Source organism: Allobosea sp. (assembly GCF_048595345.1).
In the GTDB taxonomy this organism is placed as follows: Bacteria; Pseudomonadota; Alphaproteobacteria; order Rhizobiales; family Beijerinckiaceae; genus Allobosea.
This window is the reverse complement of sequence record NZ_JBMDWH010000057.1, coordinates 1-17399: the sequence shown is the minus strand read 5'-3', so window position 1 is coordinate 17399 and position 17399 is coordinate 1. Positions and strand designations below refer to the sequence as shown.

Annotated in this window: 15 protein-coding genes; 9 read left to right on the top strand and 6 right to left on the bottom strand. The window is 67.5% G+C overall.

The window, feature by feature from the left end:
- Positions 1 to 2 precede the first annotated feature (2 nt).
- From ACOJTB_RS06285 to ACOJTB_RS06245, 9 genes are all read left to right on the top strand, one after another.
- Positions 3 to 1655 carry an ABC transporter ATP-binding protein gene (locus ACOJTB_RS06285; RefSeq protein WP_420101666.1) on the top strand — a complete coding sequence of 551 codons (1653 nt, stop codon included), beginning with the start codon at positions 3 to 5 and terminating at the stop codon, positions 1653 to 1655.
- A 31-nt stretch (positions 1656 to 1686) separates the two neighbouring features.
- Positions 1687 to 3024: an aspartate aminotransferase family protein gene (locus ACOJTB_RS06280; protein ID WP_420101665.1), complete on the top strand. Its 1338-nt coding sequence runs from the start codon at positions 1687 to 1689 to the stop codon at positions 3022 to 3024.
- A 4-nt stretch (positions 3025 to 3028) separates the two neighbouring features.
- On the top strand, positions 3029 to 4468 hold the full coding sequence (locus ACOJTB_RS06275) for an amidase (protein ID WP_420101664.1): 1440 nt from the start codon (positions 3029 to 3031) through the stop codon (positions 4466 to 4468).
- A gap of 13 nt (positions 4469 to 4481) precedes the next feature.
- On the top strand, positions 4482 to 5570 hold the full coding sequence (locus ACOJTB_RS06270) for a phosphotransferase (protein ID WP_420101663.1): 1089 nt from the start codon (positions 4482 to 4484) through the stop codon (positions 5568 to 5570).
- Positions 5567 to 6889, top strand: coding sequence for an aspartate aminotransferase family protein (locus ACOJTB_RS06265; RefSeq protein WP_420101662.1), 1323 nt, complete (start codon positions 5567 to 5569; stop codon positions 6887 to 6889). Before ACOJTB_RS06270 ends, ACOJTB_RS06265 begins: the two co-directional genes overlap by 4 nt.
- Positions 6890 to 6899: 10 nt before the next feature.
- Entirely contained in the window at positions 6900 to 7697 is a 798-nt protein-coding gene (locus ACOJTB_RS06260) for a GntR family transcriptional regulator (protein WP_420101661.1), read from the top strand.
- A 79-nt stretch (positions 7698 to 7776) separates the two neighbouring features.
- Positions 7777 to 8004 carry a hypothetical protein gene (locus ACOJTB_RS06255; protein WP_420101660.1) on the top strand — a complete coding sequence of 76 codons (228 nt, stop codon included), beginning with the start codon at positions 7777 to 7779 and terminating at the stop codon, positions 8002 to 8004.
- 2 nt (positions 8005 to 8006) lie between these two features.
- Positions 8007 to 9131, top strand: a complete 1125-nt coding sequence (locus tag ACOJTB_RS06250) for a metallophosphoesterase family protein (RefSeq protein ID WP_420101659.1) — start codon at positions 8007 to 8009, stop codon at positions 9129 to 9131.
- Positions 9128 to 11761: an AAA family ATPase gene (locus tag ACOJTB_RS06245; protein ID WP_420101658.1), complete on the top strand. Its 2634-nt coding sequence runs from the start codon at positions 9128 to 9130 to the stop codon at positions 11759 to 11761. The genes ACOJTB_RS06250 and ACOJTB_RS06245 overlap by 4 nt, the downstream gene beginning before the upstream one ends.
- A gap of 1161 nt (positions 11762 to 12922) precedes the next feature.
- Here ACOJTB_RS06245 and ACOJTB_RS06240 read toward each other — a convergent pair.
- The 6 genes from ACOJTB_RS06240 to ACOJTB_RS06215 form a co-directional block, all read right to left on the bottom strand.
- The gene (locus tag ACOJTB_RS06240; RefSeq protein WP_420101657.1) at positions 12923 to 13381 is read right to left on the bottom strand and encodes a hypothetical protein; all 459 of its coding nucleotides are present in this window, start codon (positions 13379 to 13381) and stop codon (positions 12923 to 12925) included.
- Positions 13382 to 13666: 285 nt separating this feature from the next.
- Complete coding sequence (locus tag ACOJTB_RS06235) at positions 13667 to 14548, bottom strand: ABC transporter ATP-binding protein (protein ID WP_420101656.1); 882 nt, start codon at positions 14546 to 14548, stop codon at positions 13667 to 13669.
- Positions 14545 to 15516: an ABC transporter substrate-binding protein gene (locus tag ACOJTB_RS06230; RefSeq protein WP_420101655.1), complete on the bottom strand. Its 972-nt coding sequence runs from the start codon at positions 15514 to 15516 to the stop codon at positions 14545 to 14547. Before ACOJTB_RS06230 ends, ACOJTB_RS06235 begins: the two co-directional genes overlap by 4 nt.
- 29 nt (positions 15517 to 15545) lie before the next feature.
- The gene (locus ACOJTB_RS06225) at positions 15546 to 16370 is read right to left on the bottom strand and encodes an ABC transporter permease (protein ID WP_420101654.1); all 825 of its coding nucleotides are present in this window, start codon (positions 16368 to 16370) and stop codon (positions 15546 to 15548) included.
- 183 nt (positions 16371 to 16553) lie between these two features.
- The gene (locus ACOJTB_RS06220; protein WP_420101653.1) at positions 16554 to 16790 is read right to left on the bottom strand and encodes a helix-turn-helix domain-containing protein; all 237 of its coding nucleotides are present in this window, start codon (positions 16788 to 16790) and stop codon (positions 16554 to 16556) included.
- Positions 16791 to 16924: 134 nt separating this feature from the next.
- A partial coding sequence (locus tag ACOJTB_RS06215) for a biotin/lipoyl-containing protein (protein WP_420101652.1) occupies positions 16925 to 17399 on the bottom strand: 475 nt, incomplete at its 5' end.

Sequence of the window (17399 nt, the reverse complement as noted above, 5' to 3'; positions counted from 1 at the left end):
CCATGACCGACACCGCCCCGAAGCCCGTCCTGATCGTCGAGAACCTCGCCATCGCGTTGCCGGAAGGCGCCGATCGCCCCTTCGCGGTCGACCATATCGGCTTCGAGATCGGCAAGGGCGAGATCCTCTGCATCGTCGGCGAGAGCGGCTCGGGCAAGTCGATGTCGGCCAACGCAGCCATGGGCCTCCTTCCCGAGACGGTGAAGCCGGTGAGCGGGCGCATCCTCCTCGGCGGCACGGATCTGCTCGCCGCCGGCGAGGCGCAGCGCTACGACATTCGCGGCCGCCGGATCGCGATGATCTTCCAGGAGCCGATGTCGGCGCTCAACCCGCTGATGCGGATCGAGGACCAGATCACCGAGGTCTTCGAGGCCCATGGCCTGCTGACGCGGCGCGAGCGCAAGGCCCGCGCCCTCGAATTGCTGACCGAAGTCGGCCTGCCCGATCCGCCGCGGGCCGCCGCCTCCTTCCCCTTCCAGCTCTCCGGCGGCCAGCGCCAGCGCGTCATGATCGCGATGGCGCTGGCGCTGGAGCCCGAGGTGCTGATCGCCGACGAGCCGACCACGGCGCTGGACGTGACGACGCAGGCGCAGATCCTGCGGCTGGTGCGCGATCTGCAGAGGCGGCGCGGCATGGCGGTGATGTTCATCACCCATGATTTCGGCGTGGTCGCCGAGATCGCCGATCGCGTCGCGGTGATGCAGCACGGCCGGATCGTCGAGGAGGGCCGTGCCGCCGACATCCTCCAGCGGCCGCAGCACCCCTATACGCGCAAGCTCATCGCCGCGATCCCGGGCATGGGCAAGGGCGCGCAGGCCGCCCCCGCGCGCGCGCCGGTGCTGACGGTGGACAATCTCGGCAAGAGCTATGTGCTCGGCGGCGGCCTGTTCAAGGCGCCGCGCATCGTGCGGGCGGTGCGGGAGGTCTCCTTCACCCTCGGCCGCGGCGAGACGCTCGGCATCGTCGGCGAGAGCGGCTCGGGCAAATCCTCGGTGGGTCGCTGCCTGGTGCGCCTGCAGAACCCCGACGAGGGGCGCGTGCTCCTCGGCGACACGGATATGGCGCATCTTTCGGGCGAGCCGCTGCGCCAGGCCCGGCGGCGCATCCAGATGGTTTTTCAGGACCCTTATGCCTCGCTCAACCCGCGCATCCGCGTCGGCCGCACCATCGCCGACGGGCCGATCGCCTATGGCGAGCCGGTGGAAAGCGCGCTCGCACAGGCCCGCGAGCTGCTGCGGCGCGTCGGGCTCGACGCCTCGGCGGCCGATCGCTACCCGCATGAATTCTCCGGCGGCCAGCGCCAGCGCATCGGCATCGCGCGGGCTCTGGCGCTCAAGCCGCAGATCATTGTGGCCGACGAGGCGGTCTCGGCGCTCGACGTCTCGATCCAGGCCCAGATCCTCGATCTCCTGGCCGAGCTGAAGCGCGAGCTCGATCTCTCGCTGATCTTCATCACCCACGACCTGCGCGTCGCCGCGCAGATCTGCGACCGGGTCATGGTGATGCAGAAGGGCGCGGTGGTGGAGATGGGCCCCGGCGCCCAGATCTTCACCCGCCCGCGCGAGGCCTATACCCGCAGCCTCATCGACGCGATCCCGGGCATCGGGATCGAGGGCGCTTCGTCGAGGGAAGCGGCCGCCGAGGCCACCGCCTGACCCCCCAGCCTTTCCGAACCGGACGAACATCATGAACTTCATGCCGAATTCCGTCGAGGCGCGCGACATCGCCTATCAGCTTCACCCGCTGGTGGACCTGCGCAACTACGGCAAGACCGGTGCTCTGGTGATCGAGCGCGGGCAGGGCGTCTATGTCTGGGACAACGCCGGCAAGCGCTACATCGAGGGGCTGGCCGGGCTCTGGTCGGTCGCCGTGGGCTTCGGCGAAACCCGCCTGTCGGACGTTGCCAAGGCGCAGATGGACAAGCTGCCCTACTACCACATCTTCGCGCACAAGACGCACGGGCCCTCGGTGGACCTCGCCGAGAAGCTGATCTCGATGGCGCCTGTGCCGATGTCGAAGGTCCATTTCACCTCCTCGGGGTCCGAGGCGAACGACCTCGTCGTCAAGCTCTGCTGGTATCGCGCCAACGCGCTCGGCAAGCCCGAAAAGAAGAAGATCATCGGCCGGGTGAAGGGCTATCACGGCGTCACCATCGCCGCCGGCTCCATCACCGGCCTGCCCCGTAACCATCAGAGCTTCGACCTGCCGCTCGACCGGATGAAGCATGTCTCCTGCCCGGATTACGCCAATATGGCGCTGCCCGGCGAAAGCGAGGCCGCCTTCTCCAAGCGGATGGCGCAGGAGCTGGAGGCGCTGATCCTCGCCGAAGGGCCCGACACCGTGGCCGCCTTCTTCGGCGAGCCTGTGATGGCGTCGGGCGGGGTCTATGTGCCGCCTGAGAATTACTGGCAGGAGATCCAGGCGGTGTGCCGCCGCCATGACGTGCTCGTGGTGGCCGACGAGGTGATCTGCGGCTTCGGCCGCACCGGCAACATGTTCGGCTGCCAGACCTTCGGCATCGAGCCGGATGTGATGGTGCTGTCCAAGCAGATTTCCTCCTCCTACATGCCGCTCTCGGCGATCCTGATGAACGAGCGCTTCTACGAGCCCATCGCGGCCGAGTCGGAGCGCGTCGGCACCTTCGGCCATGGCTACACCGCCTCTGGCCATCCGGTCGCGACGGCGGTCGGGCTCGAGAACATCCGCATCATCGAGGAGCGCGATCTCGTCGGCCATTGCCGCGCGATGAGCCCGCTCTTCCTCGACCGGCTGGCGGGCCTCGCGGCGCACGAAAAGGCCAAGGCCTGGCGCGGCGTCGGGCTGATCGGCGCGCTGGAGCTCAAACCCTGGGAGAAGCCCGGCGCGGCGGGCGCGGCCCTCCAGGCGGCGGCGATGGAGCACGGCGTCATCGCCCGTGCGATCGGGGACTCGCTCTGCTTCTGCCCGCCGCTGATCATCACCGCCGAGCAGATCGACACCATGTTCGACGCCATCGCCCGCGCGCTCGACCAGATCGGAGCGTGAGGGCATGGACATGACCGCCAAGACCGATCTCGGCCTGATGAGCGCGCCGGAGCTGGCGCGCCTCTTCGCGGCCCGCGAGGCCTCGCCCGTCGAGGCGGCGCAGGCTGCGCTCGCCCGCATCGAGCGCTTCAACCCGGCCGTCAACGCCTTCGCCCATGTCGCGCCCGAGATCGCGCTGGACCTCGCCCGCGCCTCGGAGGCGCGCTGGGCCAAGGGTGAGCCACGCGGCCCGCTCGACGGCGCCCCGACCACCATCAAGGAACTCACGGCCGTGAAGGGCCTGCCCTGGCGGCGCGGCTCCCACCTCACCGACAAGGCGCCCGCGACCCAGGAAATCCTGATCATGCGCCGGCTGCGCGAGGCGGGCGCGGTGATCCTCGGCACCACGACCTCGCCGGAATTCGGCTGGAAGGGCGTGACCCATGGCCCAGCCTTCGGCAACACCGTCAATCCCTGGCGGGCGGACCGGGCCTCGGGCGGCTCGTCCGGCGGGGCCGGCGTCGCCGCCGCGCTCAACATGGGCGTGCTGCACGAAGGCTCGGACGGGGCGGGCTCGATCCGCATCCCCGCCTCCTGGTGCGGGGTCTTCGGCATCAAGCCGACCTTCGGCTGGCTGCCGGCCGATGCGCCCACGCCTCTGCGCGAGCTCGCCCATCGCGGCCCGCTGACCCGCTCCGTCGCCGAGGCGGCGCTGTTCCTCGACGCCGTCACCGGTCCCTCGCCGGACGCGCTCTATGGCGACTGCCCGACGCCGGTGCCGGATTGGGCCGCCATCGCCCGCGCCGGCGCGGAAGGTCGTCTCGACGGGCTGCGCATCGGCTTCAGCCGGGATTTCGGCTATGCCAATGTCGCACCGGATGTCGCGGCGGCCGTCGCGCGCGCGGCGGAGCGCCTCGCCGCCCTCGGGGCGGTGGTCGAGGAGGTCGATCCGGGCTTCGCCAATCCGCTCGAGGCCCTGCGCACGCTCTGGTTCTCGGCCGAGGCCGTCATCGTCGACCGCTTCGCCAAGACGCCGGAGGATCTCGCCCGGATGGACCCCGGCCTCGTTGCCATCGGGGAGGTCGGGCGGCGGATCAGCGCCGCCGAGTTCCACGCGGCCGAGCATGTCCGCGCCGAGCTCAAGGTCACGATGGCGCGCTTCCACGAGCGCTATGACTGCCTGCTCTCGCCGACCATGCCGATCACCGCGATCGCCGCCGGCATCGATTATCCGGAGGGGGAGGGCATGACCGACTGGACGGATTGGAGCCCCTTCACCTACCCGTTCAACATGACCGGCCAGCCGGCCTGCTCGGTGCCCTGCGGCTTCGATTCCGGCGGGTTGCCGATTGGCCTGCAGGTCGTCGCGGCCCGCTTCCGGGACGATCTGGTGCTGCGCGTGGCCGCCGCCTATCAGGCCGCGCATCCGGAGGCGTTGCCCGACGCCCCGGTTCTCCACGCATGATTGCCGGCTCATCATGTCGAGGATGACCACCGCGCGCGCAGCCGGGAGGCCCGCCATCGGCGCCGGCCTCTCGGTCGTCGCCCCCCAGCTGGACGAGGCGGCTGCGGAACGGATCGCGGCCGAGCATTACGGCCTCGTCGGCCGGGCCTCGTCGCTGGTCGGCGAAAAGGATTCGAATTTCCGCCTCGCCCTCGGCGATGGCCGGCTCTTCTTCCTGAAGGTGCTCAGCCCCGGCGAAGACCCGGCGGTCTCCAACATGCACAGCCGGGCGCTGATGCATGTCGAGCGGACGGCGCCGGAGCTGCCGCTGCCGCGCATCGTGCCGGCACTCTCGGGCTGCGAGGATTTCCGGCTCACCGTGGCGCCGGGCGATGTCCGCACGGTGCGCATGACCACCTTCTCCGCTGGCCGCGCCCAATCGGCCGGCGCGCGCACGCCGGCGCAATCGCGCGCGCTCGGCGCGCTCCTCGGGCGCCTCCAGGCGGCCCTTTCCGGCTTTTCGCACCCGGCGGCCGAGCATGAGACGTCCTGGGACATGGCCCATGCCGGCCTGCTGCGCCCGATCCTCGAGACCTGGCCGGACCCTGCCGAGCGGACCCGCCTCGCCGCCGTGCTCGGCGCCTTCGCGCGGGAGGTCGAGCCCCGCCTTTCGGAGCTGCCGCGGCAGGTCGTGCATAACGACCTGAACGGGGACAACATCCTCGTCGATCCGGACAGGCCGGACCGCATCAGCGGCATCATCGATTTCGGCGACATGGTGCGCACGGCTCTGCTGTTCGACGTCGCCATCGGCGCGGCCTATCAACTCGGAACGGAAGGCGACATTCTGGCGCCCGCTGCCGCTTTCCTGGAGGGCTATGCCTCGGTCTCGTCCTTGTCGGAAATCGAAATCGCGCTTCTGCCCCTCGCCATCCAGACGCGGATGGCGATGCGCATCCTCATTCCCGCCTGGCGGGCCGAGCGCTTTCCCGAGCGCTGCGCCTATATCATGCGCAACAGCCGCTCCGTCTGGAGCCAGTTCGCGCAGCTCGACGCAGTCGGGCCGACAGCGGTCGCCGCGAGGCTCGCCGCCGCCTGCGCCGTGCCGGAGGAGACGAGATGAAGAACCCCGCAGGCTCCGCAAGCCCCACAGGTCCCGCCGGCGCGCCCGCCGATGCCGAGGCGCTGATCCGCCGCCGCCGCGCGCTGCTCGGCGCTTCCTACCGCCTGTTCTACGAGCGGCCCGTCCATCTCGTCCGCGGCCAGGATGTCTGGCTCTACGACGCGGATGGGAAGCGCTATCTCGACGCCTACAACAACGTGCCCTGCGTCGGACACTGCCATCCGCGCGTGGTCGAGGCCGTCGCGCGCCAGATGGCGGTGCTGAACACCCATACGCGCTATCTGCACGAGACGGTGCTCGACTATTCCGAGCGGCTGCTGGCGACGTATCCCGACGCCTTCGGCCATGTGATGTACACCTGCACCGGGTCCGAAGCCGTCGATCTGGCGCTGCGGATCGCCCGTCACCACACCGGCGGCACCGGGATCGTCATCACCGCCAACGCCTATCACGGCACGACCGCGCTCACCGCCGGCCTCTCGCCCTCGCTCGGTCCCAATGTGCCGCTCGGCCGCGATGTCTGGACCGTGCCGGCGCCGGACGCCTACCGCCAGCCGGGCATCGATGTCGGCGCGAAGCTCGCGGCCGATATCCAGGCCGCCTGCGCCGATATGCGCCGCCATGGCGTGGTTCCCGCGGCCTTCGTGGCCGACGGCATCTTCTCGACCGATGGCACGCTGGCCGAACCGGCGGGCTTCCTGCGGCCGGCTCTGGAGGCGGTTCATGCCGAAGGCGCGCTCTATATCGCCGACGAGGTCCAGCCCGGTTTCGGGCGCACCGGAGCCGGGCTGTGGGGCTTCGCGCGGCACGGGATCGTTCCGGACATGGCGGTGATGGGCAAGCCGATGGGCAACGGCCTGCCGATCGCCGGCGTCGCCCTGCGGCCGGAGGTGGCCGAGCGCTTCGGGCGCGAGGTGCGATATTTCAACACCTTCGGCGCCAATCATGCCTCGCTGGCCGCCGCCGGTGCCGTGCTCGACATTATCGAGGCGGGGGGCCTCGTCGCCAACGCAGCCGCGCGCGGGGCGCAGATGATGGCCGGGATGCGCCGGCTGATGGAGCGGCATGCGGCGATCGGCGACGTGCGCGGCGCCGGCCTCTTCCTCGGCCTCGAACTCGTGAGCGACCGCGCCGCCCGCACGCCCGATCCGGTGATGGCGCGCAGGCTGGTGAACCTCATGCGCGAGGACGGGGTGCTCATCAGCGCCTCGGGGCCCTATGACAACGTGCTGAAGATTCGCCCGCCACTGACCTTCGCCGCCGAGCATGCCGAACTCTTTCTCGGCGCGCTGGACGAAGCGCTCGGCCGGCTCTCGTGAGGATGATGGAATGGCCGGCACGCTCCTGGAAGGCACGGCAAGCCGACCGGGCCGCAGCGCCGGCCCCAAATCGGCGCGCGTCTACGAGATCCTGCGCGACGCCATCATCGCGATGCGGTTCCAGCCCGGCGCCCGCCTGCTGGAAAAGGACCTCTGCGAGGAGCTGGGCGTCTCGCGCACGCCCCTGCGCGACGCGATCCAGCGGCTCGCCCAGCAGCGCCTCGTCACCGTGGTCCCCAGCGACGCGACCTTCGTCAACCGGATCGTGCTCGACGAGGTCATCGAGGGCCAGATCCTGCGCGAGAGCATCGAGCTGCGCATGGTCGCGCTCGCGGCCGAACGCTACACGGCCGAATTCGAGGAGCCGTTCACGCTGCTCCTGTTTCGCGAGGCCCTCTCGGCCAAGCGCCGGGACGGAGGCGAGTCCTTCGCGCTCGACAACGAGTTTCACCGGCTGATCTGCCGCTGCGCCGGCTTTCCGGGCGTCTGGAACACCATTTCGAGCGCGACCGGCCAGCTCGACCGCGTGCGCTACCGCTCCTTCCCGCTGGAGGATTTCCACCTCGAGGTTTCGGACGAGCACCGGGCCATCTTCGAGGCGATCCAGGCGCATGATGCCGGGGAGGCGGTGGCCCGGCTGAAGGCGCATCTTCTCGGCAATCTGCGCTCGATGCGCATCATCCTCGAACGTGAGCCCGACATCGTCGAATGCGACCCCGACTCGGCCGGCTACGCCATCCTCCAGGCCTCGCAGGCGGCAAGCCCTGGCGCCGATCCGGACCGCTTTGGCGCAGCGGCATCGCATTAGGTTGCGCGGGCAGGCCGAGCGATCGAGCCTTTCCGTTTTGGAGAAGCCCGTTAATCTCCCTCGCTCGAGGAGATGGCGGATGGATGGCGCGCGCATCGACAAGCTGAACGATGCCGGCAACGGCGATCGCCGCAGGCAGGGCAATCCGGAGAGCGTTCCGGACGTTGCGCCGGGCTCTGCCGACGCATCCCACCAGAACGCGATCCCGATCATCCGCTCGATGGAGGCCGCCGTCTCGTGCGCCCGCCTCGGCGAGGCGATCGGGCGCGCACGGCGGCAATCCACGACCAGCGAGCCCGACGCCTGACGATGTTCCGCTTCATCCATTCCAGCGATCTCCATCTCGGCAAGCGCTTCGGCCAGTTCGAGGGCGATCTCCCCGGCCGGCTGAGAGAGGCGCGGTACGGCGTCATCGGACGCCTTGCGCACCATGCGCGCGAGCAGGGCGCCGACACGATCCTGCTCGCGGGCGATACCTTCGATACCGAGACACCGGCGCCGGATGTTCGGCGGCAGGCGCTCGCCGCGATGCGCGACCATGCTCCGCTCCGCTGGGTGATCCTGCCTGGAAACCACGATTCGCTGCAGGCCACACAGCTGTGGTCGACCCTGACGGCCGAGGCGCCCGCGAATGTCACCTTGGCGGTCGAGCCGGTGGCGATCCCGCTCGGCGCCGGTGTCTCGCTGTTTCCGGCGCCCTGCACGACACGGCGGCCGGGCCGCGACATGAGCGAGTGGATGGATGGCGCGCCCACGGACGAGGGCACGCTTCGCATCGGGATGGCCCATGGCGCGATCCGCAGCTTCTCGGAGGAAGGCGCCGCCTCGGACGTGATCGCTCCCGACAGGGCGGCTCGTGCCGGCCTCGATTATCTCGCCCTGGGCGACTGGCACGGTCCGCTCACGGTCGATGCGCGCACGCGCTACAGCGGGACGCCCGAGCCCGACAGGTTCAAGCACGGCCGTCCGGGCGAGGCCTTGCTGGTGAGCCTCGCCGGGCGTTCGGCACCGCCGCAGGTGAGCGCGCTGCCGACGGCAAGCTTCGACTGGCGGACGCTCGACCTCCACTTGCTCGGCGGCGACGATCCCGCCCCGGCGATGGAGGCCTTGCTCCCGGCCCCAGCCAGGCGGCGCCAGACGCTGCTCCAGCTCGTCGCGACGGGGCATGGCCGCCTCTCGTCGCGGACGGCGCTGGCGGAGGCCGTGGCGCGCGCCGTGCCCGATTTCGCCTTCATGGAGCTCGACGACAGCGGCCTCGTGACGGAATGCGAGGGCGGCGATCTCGACCTCATCGACCGTGCCGGAGCATTGCGGGAGGCCGCTGAAGCCCTGCTCGCGGAAGCCGGAGACGACAGCCGCTCCGCAGCCGAGCGCGAGATCGCCCGTGCGGCGCTGGCGCGGCTGTTCACCTATGCTCAGGCGGTGGCATCGTGAAGATCTCGGCCCTGCGTCTGTTCAACGTCAAGCGTTTCGCCGGCCGCGGCGTCGCGATCGAGGGCATCGGCGATGGCGTCAACGTGCTGTGTGCCGCCAATGAATTCGGAAAATCGACGAGTTTCGAGGCGCTGCACGCGCTGTTCTTCCAGCCTTACTCGAAAACGGTGGGTCCGGTCAGGAATTTGCGCCCCTATAGCGGCGGCAACCCGCTGGTGGAGGTGGATATCGCGCATGGCGACCAGCGCTTCCGGATTACCAAGCAGTATTATCGCGGCGGGTTCGCCCGCGTCACCGACCTCGCCAGCGGGCGCCTCGTCGCGCAGGCCGACGAGGCGGAGAACTTCATTGGCGCCCTGATCAAGGGCGGACCGGCCGGGCCGGCGGGGCTGCTCTGGGTGCGCCAGGGCGTGACCGGTATCGAGAAGCGCAGCAATGCCGAGGAAGACGACGAGAAGCAGGTGCGCGCCAGCCTGCTCGAATCCGTGCAGGGCGAGGTGGAAGCCATCACCGGCGGTCGCCGCATGGCGGAGATCATGCGGGCGGTGGCTGGTGAACTCGACAAGCTCGTGACCCACCAAGGGCAGAAGCCGAAGCCGAAGGCCGGCGGGCGCTACGCCATGGCGATTCAGGCCCGCGACAGGCTCGTGGCGGAAGAAGCGAGGCTGGCGGCGGATGTCTCGGCCCTGAGGGACGCGCTGGACAGGCGCGCCTCCGCGCAGAAGAGGCTGGTCGAACTCGACGATCCCGATGAGCGGCGGGCGCGGCAGGAGGCGGTGGCCGCGGCGCAGGCGACCTTCGAGACGGCTCAGGCGCAGGGCGAGCGGCTGAAGACCGCGGAGGCGGCGCTCGAGCTCGCCCGGGAGCGGCGCGACGTCTCCGAACGCGCCCTCGACGGTTTTCGCGCGGCTTTGCAGAAGACGAAGGACCTCGCCACGCGACGGCACGAGGCGGAACGGCGGCGCGACGAGGCTGTCGGGCGCCGGGGCGCAGCGGCCGAGGCCATCGCGGAGGCCCAGGCCGCAGCCGATCTGGCTGATGTGCAGGAGGAGGAGGCCCGCAACCTCCTGGCGCGCCTCGATGCGGCACTGCGGGCCCGCGAGGCCGCGGAGCGGCTGGCGGAGTCGCGGCAGCGCCTGGAGCAGGCCGAAGCGAAGCGCGGTGCGCTCGAGGCGGCCGAGGCGCAACTGGCCCTCGTCGGGATTCCGCCGGACGCCATCGAAGCCCTGCAGGCGCTGGAGATCGAGCTCTCCGGCCTGCGCGCGGTCGCAGAAGCGGCGCGCCCCTCGGTCGTCGTAGACTATGCCGGCGACGCACGCGGCGAGGTCACGATGGACGGGGCTCCTCTCCGCTGCGGGCAGGAACGTAGCTATGACGGGCAGACGCAACTGGTCGTGCCGGGCATCGGCGTGATCTCGCTGCGCTCCAACCGGGCCCCGTCCGGCGATAGCCGCATCGAGAAAGCCGGGGAGCGGCAACGCGCCCTGCTGGCCTCCATGGGCGTCGCGACCCTGAGCCAGGCGCGGGCGCGTCAGGCCCAGGCGCAGCAGATCGATGCCCGGATACGCGAACTGAAAGGCGGCCTGTCCTCCCTTGCGCCGGCTGGGCTCGCGAAACTGCGGGAAGAGGTTGCGGCCCAGGCTCTGGCAGGGGCCGAGCTCGCCGAGCCCCAAGGCGATCCGGCCGCGCTCCGCGCTGCGCTGGCGGCGGCCGAGCGCGAGCGCTCGCAGGCCCGCCTCGCCTTGCGCGAGGCAGGGCCGGGGCGTGGCAGGGCCGAGGAGGCCGTCGTCGCCGCCGAGACGACGCTGGCGACGCTGCGCGCCGAACAGGCGCATCTGGACGCCCAGCTCGGGCCGGAGGACCAACGCGGGGCGCGGGAACGCGCGCTGTCGGAGGAGGTCGCCCAGCGGTCGCGCCAGGCCGACGAGGCGGCGGCGCGCACCGCCGAACTGCAGGGCAGTGCCGTCGATCTGGGATCGGCCGAAGCCGCTTTGAAGCGGGCTCGCTCGGTCCAGAGCGGCATCGAGCAGGAGATCGTGGCGCTGCGCGAGGTCGTTGCCGGTCTCAATGCCGAGATCCGGGCGCGATCGGACGAGGCAGTCGAAGAAAGCTGGCGGGAGACCGCGGATGCGCTTTCGGCCGCGCAGCGGCGCATCGCCGCCTTCGAGAAGGAGATCGCCACGCTGCAGCGACTCTCGACCGCGCTCAACGCGGCCCGCACCCAAGCCCGCGAACTCTATCTCAAACCCGTCATGGCCGAACTCGGTCCGTTGCTGCGCCTGCTCTTCGACGATGTTTCGGTCACGTTCGACGAGCGCACCCTGTTGCCGCAGCGGATCTCGCGCAACGGCCAGGAGGAGGATGTCGAGCGTCTCAGCGGCGGCATGCGCGAGCAGCTGTCGGTGCTCACCCGGCTCGCCTTCGCCCGGCTGCTCGCCCGCGACGCCCGCCCGGCACCGGTCATCCTCGACGACGCGCTCGTCTATTCCGACGACGATCGCATCGAGAAGATGTTCGACGCGCTGCATCGCCAGTCGAGGGATCAGCAGATCATCGTGTTTTCCTGCCGGCAGCGGGCCTTCCAGAGGCTGGGCGGAAACACCCTCGCGATGGTCGATTGGGAACCGTAGCCGCCGCACGATCGCTCACAATGTGCGTTCGGGCCGCGGCAGCAGGATGACGCAGAGACAGAGCAAGTAGGACTCTATAGAATATGAATATAATATACGTATTTAAGGAAATCTATGAAATGATTATCGCCAGATATATTGACTGAGATTATAAATCCAGCTGCATTCAGTTCAGTAAAGCGCTTAATTTCAGGTTTATTTTAGAATAAAGAAGATAAGTCTTACTTTAATTCAGATAGCCGAGGCGAAGATGCCGGCGCATCGGTCGTGGCGCGCGGCGATGCGGTGCCAATCCTCGAGTGCGGCGAACAGGTTCCCGACCTTGAGTCGCTGGCGGTAGAAGGTCTCGTCGCCGGGACATCACCACTCGCGTTCCGCGAAGCCGGAAGGCACGGGCCGCTGCCCTCATCGGCCCGTGCCTTGCGACCCGCCGAGTCGAAAACCCCCGGCCGAAGCCGGGGGTCGTTGGCAGTCAGACGTGGCCGGGGGCTCGGCGCAAGGCAGGCGCATCAGGGGCGCCGGCACTATCTGCACCGTATCGGGCCAAGATCTTTTGTTTCTCTCATTGACGTGACCAAGAGTAAATGCTTGGCCAAGGTGGAGATTACGCCGGGAGCTTCGACATGAGCCGAATGACATCCAAGTTGACCGCTTCGGCGATCATCGCCGCCGTCTTTTTTGTGGGCGCGAGCTTCGTAGCGGCCACTCCGGCTGCGGCCGTGGTCTGTGCGAAGGGCGTATATCGGGCCGGTTGCGCCGGTCCCAACGGCGTTGTCACGACGACACGTGTCGCCCCGCGTCGGCATGGCGCGGTCTGCCGGCGGTATGGCATCGTCGGCGGGGTGCGCCGCTGCGTCGTCTGGTGACGGAGCGCGCGAGGCCGGTCCACGGTGCCGGCCTCGCATCGCATCATCGGCAAATTTTCGGGTGATTTCAGCTCTCTCGGGGCTCAATCGCTCGAGCGGTGGCGGCGCTGCCGGAGGGCGGCCAACAAAGACCGCGGCCCGTGCGACAGCCTTATCGAGGAGGCCGGCCGTGATGAATGCACGACCCGGGAGCGTGGACGCCATTTTGCGAGCGAGGTCTCACTCACGGCGATGCACGCGTGTGAGCCATTGAAAGCACTCATTTTGTAGTGAGACGGCTCATTGTGATGCAGGCTCATTTCAGGGTCTGCAGCAGGCTTCCACACGGGGTCTGCGGCATGTTGAAGGAGAGGATCGCAGTCCTCAAGCTCGAGCGTGATCGCGCGACCGCCGCGCTTGAGCGAATCAAGGCGCAAGCCGTCCCGCCGACCAGCCTTGAGCCGGCTGCCATCGAGCGGTTCGGACGTCTCATGCGCGAAAGCGTCACCTGCACATGCCGTTCCGCAAGGCCTATCTCCGGCCCGTTCTCGATCGTGCCGAGCTCGACGACGATCTCGTCCGTGTCATCGGGATAAAGCCACGCCGGAGCAGGCGATTGCGGGCAATGCCGCACGGATCTGGTGGTCGCCGTTCCGTACTGAGTTGGCGCGCCATTCAGGGCAAAACTGCGAACACGTATATAATTGAAATAGCTATCTGATTTTGCCGCCCGAGACTCAGGAACCGTTCGGCGCTTCGGCTCATGGCATTTCATGTTGGAGAATTCGGCGTTGCTGTGAGCCTGATGTTTGATCCAGTCGTCGTTGTACGGAGGGCGGCGTGATCATGGGCGAGCGGACGGGTCCGCAGGAGGCTCTGTTTTACGAGTTTCGACTTAGCTCGGTAAGGACGAGCGAATTAGGTCTCATAAGCCCTTGCTATCCCTAAGCTGATGAGAAGGCCTGTTACAGACCGTCTTTTGTTCGATCACTTGAGCCGGTTGGCGCCGCTAAAACTCTTCGGCATTCACCCGGTTGCCAATTTAGGGGCCGATTGCCAGCTAACGAGCGGGCCCTTGTATTAAACTGGCATTCTTCCCCGAGAAACCGCCGCTTTGTAAAATACCGCGATTGAGGAAGATATCCGTCACGAGTTGCGTCGCCTCCTCGAAGACGGGATGCCGGCGTGCCTCCAAGCCACGGGGACGTGGGATATCGATGTCGATAATCCGTTCTACCTGGCCTGGTCGAGGCGACATGACGACCACGCGGTCCGATAGCAGGATCGCCTCATCGACGCTGTGCGTGACGAAGACGACTGTCATGGGCTTGCTCAACCAGAGATCCTCGAGATCCAGCCTCATCTGCTCGCGCGTCAGCGCGTCGAGTGCGCCGAATGGCTCGTCCATCAGCAGCAAAGGAGGCTCGTGGATCAGAGCGCGCACGATCGCGGCCCGCTGGCGCATGCCTCCCGAAAGCTCGTCAGGGTAGCGGTCGGCGAAGTCGCGCAGACCGACACTATCCAGGAGTTGTAGAGCGCGATCCCGATAGGCATTCTTCGGCAGGCCTCTCAGCTCGATCTGCACGAGAACGTTATCAAGGATCGTCCGCCACTCGAGCAGGACCGGAGCCTGGAAAACGATACCGATGTCGGTAACAGGGCCTGCCACCAGCCGACCGCCGACGGTGATCCGACCGGAACTCGGCAAATGCAGGCCCGCGATCATCTTCATTAGGGTGCTCTTGCCGCACCCCGAGGGCCCGACGATGGAGACGAATTCGCCTCGTCCGATCCGCAGCGACGTGTCCTGCAAGGCAACGGTCGGGCGAGCTCCGGCTTCATAGATCTTCGAGACCCGCTCGAGAACGATATGAACATTTAGGCTCTCGGTCTGCCCCGGCTCTGCCGGGGAGACGAGCGTTGCATCGCGCAGGTCGCTCACTTGTTGACGAACTCCGCGCGATAATAAGTGCTCGCCGGCAGGTCGCCCGTCAGGACATCCGCCTGCTTCATCGTCTCGACCGTAGCCTGCCAGTCCTTCGCGATGATCGGGCCAACGACCCTGTCTCCGTAGTAGGTCTTGATGATCTTCGCCTGTTCGATCAGCACCTTGCGATCGATATCGGGAACAGCGGCCGCTGCGGCATCGAGAGCAGCCTGCGGGTCTTGGTAGAACGCCTGGAAGGAACGCGTAGCCGCATCGACGAAGCGCTGAACAAGGCCCGGATTGGACTTGATGATCTGGTCGTGCGCGATCACGGCGACGCCGACGGTTGCGACGCCATTCTCCGCGAAGGTCATGCAGCGCGGATCACCGCCGCTATTCCGGACCAGGACGACATGATCGATACAAGACCCCAGGATCGCGTCAACGCGCTTGTTCATGAGCGCAACCGTCTTGGAAGGTCCGTCGATAAAGGCGAGCTTGACATCTTCGGTCCCGAGACTATTGGCTTTGGCGACGACAGGCCATTGCTGCGTCTGCGCGTCACCCGCCGTGACAGCCAGTCGCTTGCCCTTGAGCTCCTTGACGGTCGTGATGCCCGAGTCGGCGAGGACGATGATCCCGAGAGGTCCCATGTCCTGCAGCGTCATGACGGCCTTGATCGGGACGCCCTTGGAGATAGCCTGGATCACCGATACCGCGTCGGCCGTGCCGAAAGGCTCTGTCCCCGAGCCGACCACCTGAGTGGTCACCACGGACCCTCGCCCCTCGTTGATGGTCAGGTCGATGCCCGCCTGTTCGAAATAGCCACGCTGCTTGCCGAGATACCAAGCCAGCGCGGTGCCGTTCACCAGCCAGTGCATCCGAAGCGCGACTTTATCGGCCGCTGCGGCAGTGGTCGAGCAGGCGAGCAGGCCTGAAAGAACCAACGCAGCCAACGAACCCATCAATCGCCTGGTGATCATCCCAGTATCCTCCCGATTAAGGGCGAGCGTCAGTTGGACGCATCGCTTTTCATTGTGGCGCCGCGCCGCCGCGTCATGAGACGCTCTGCAAACTCGATCGCAGAGAACAGAGACACGCCGATCATGCCGAGCGTGAGGATGGCCGCGAAGCTCATCGTGGTGTTCAGGTCACCGTTATAGCGCAGCAGCAGGTAGCCCAGTCCTTGGTCGGATGCGACGAACTCGGCCACGATAGCCGCCGTGGGGGCAACCGTGGCAGCAATCCGCAGGCCGACGAAGACTTGCGGCAGTGCCGCGGGAAGCCGTACGAGGCGGAAGATCGTCCAGCTTCCCGCCCCCGTCGAACGAACGAAATCGAGGATTTCGCGCGGCAGGGCCCGGAAGCCCGAAGTCGCGCTGACCATGATCGGAAAGAAGGTGATCAGGAAGACGAGCAGGACTTTGGGAGCCAAGCCGAACCCGAACCAGATCACGAAAAGCGGCGCGATGGCGATCTTGGGAACGTTCTGCAGCATGACGATGCCTGGATAGACGGTCCGCGCGGCGAACGGGAAGAAGGCGATGGCCAGGGCGAGCGGTATCGCCAGCAGAATGGCGCAGCCGTAGCCGAGAAGGATCACGCTGGCCGTCGCGAGCGCATGCGGCAGCAAAGCGGGCAGGTTCACCCACCACTGGCCGATCACGGCCCAAGGGCTGGGCAGCAAATAGGCCGGGAGATTGAACAACATTACTGCCAGCGCCCAGAGCCCGAGCAGCACGACAACGGTCGATAAAGGTCCGCCGGCGATATGGCGCGCCGCGAGGAGACCTGCGCGCGGGCGACTGGTCGTTGCCGGGGAGGTGTAAGTCGCCACGAGCGCTCCGCCTTGATCTGGTCCGGTAATTTTCAAACTCGAAGCCACCCGACATTTTTCATATATTCTAGTCTTCTAGAGTGTCAATGACCGATGAAGACGATCGGCTTGTCCTCATTCCTCCAGCGCGAGGCGACGAGCCGATTGTCGAGTAGGGCAATAACTTGCCGGCGCGCGACGCTCCTAGAGCCTGTGGCAGTCCGGCTTTTCGGTCGGTGGCGTATCCTGCGCTCGCAGCCGCTCCTGATAGACCGCGAATTTGACGGCGGCTTGCGTCCGCGAACGCAGATCCAGCCTCCGCAGGATTTCCTGCTGCTGTCGTTTGATCGTCCCTTCCGTAGAGCCCCGCAGCCAGGCGATCTCCTTGTTGAGATGCCCGCGCGCCGTCAGCGCCAGGATTTCGCGGTGGGTCGGCGTCAACAGAGCGACCTTCGTCCGGAAGAGTTGCTCATCAGGCAGGAAGTCAGCGTATGCTTGACCCGGGTCACCATCGTCCTCCGCCCATCCGCGGTACCGAAGGGCGCTTTCACAGCCGAGTTCCGTCCTATCCCTTTTCACGCGAATTCCATGATGACGGCATCGACGGCGAGGGAGTCGCCTTGCTTGGCGAGGATCTTGGCGATGGTGACGTCCTTTTCGGCGCGCAGGACGTTTTCCATCTTCATCGCCTCGACCATGGCGAGCGGCTCGCCGGCCTTGACCTCCTGGCCCTGCGTGACCGCGATGGACTTCACCAGCCCCGGCATCGGGCACAGCAGCACCTTGCCGGTGTCCGCCGCAGCCTTCTCCGGCATCAGCGCGGCAAGCTCGGCCTCGCGCCGCGTATAGACGCGTGCCTGCGCATAGGCGCCGGCATGGCCGAGCGAGATCCCGTTCAGGATCGGCCGGACCTGCGCGGCCACTTTCACCCCGTCCAGCGTGCCATGCCAGACCGGCTCGCCCGGCACCCAGTCGCTGACGACGCTGAGCGTGCGCTCCGGCAAGGCGACGAGAACCGCCCCGCCCTGCTCCGTGACCGCCCCCTCGAAC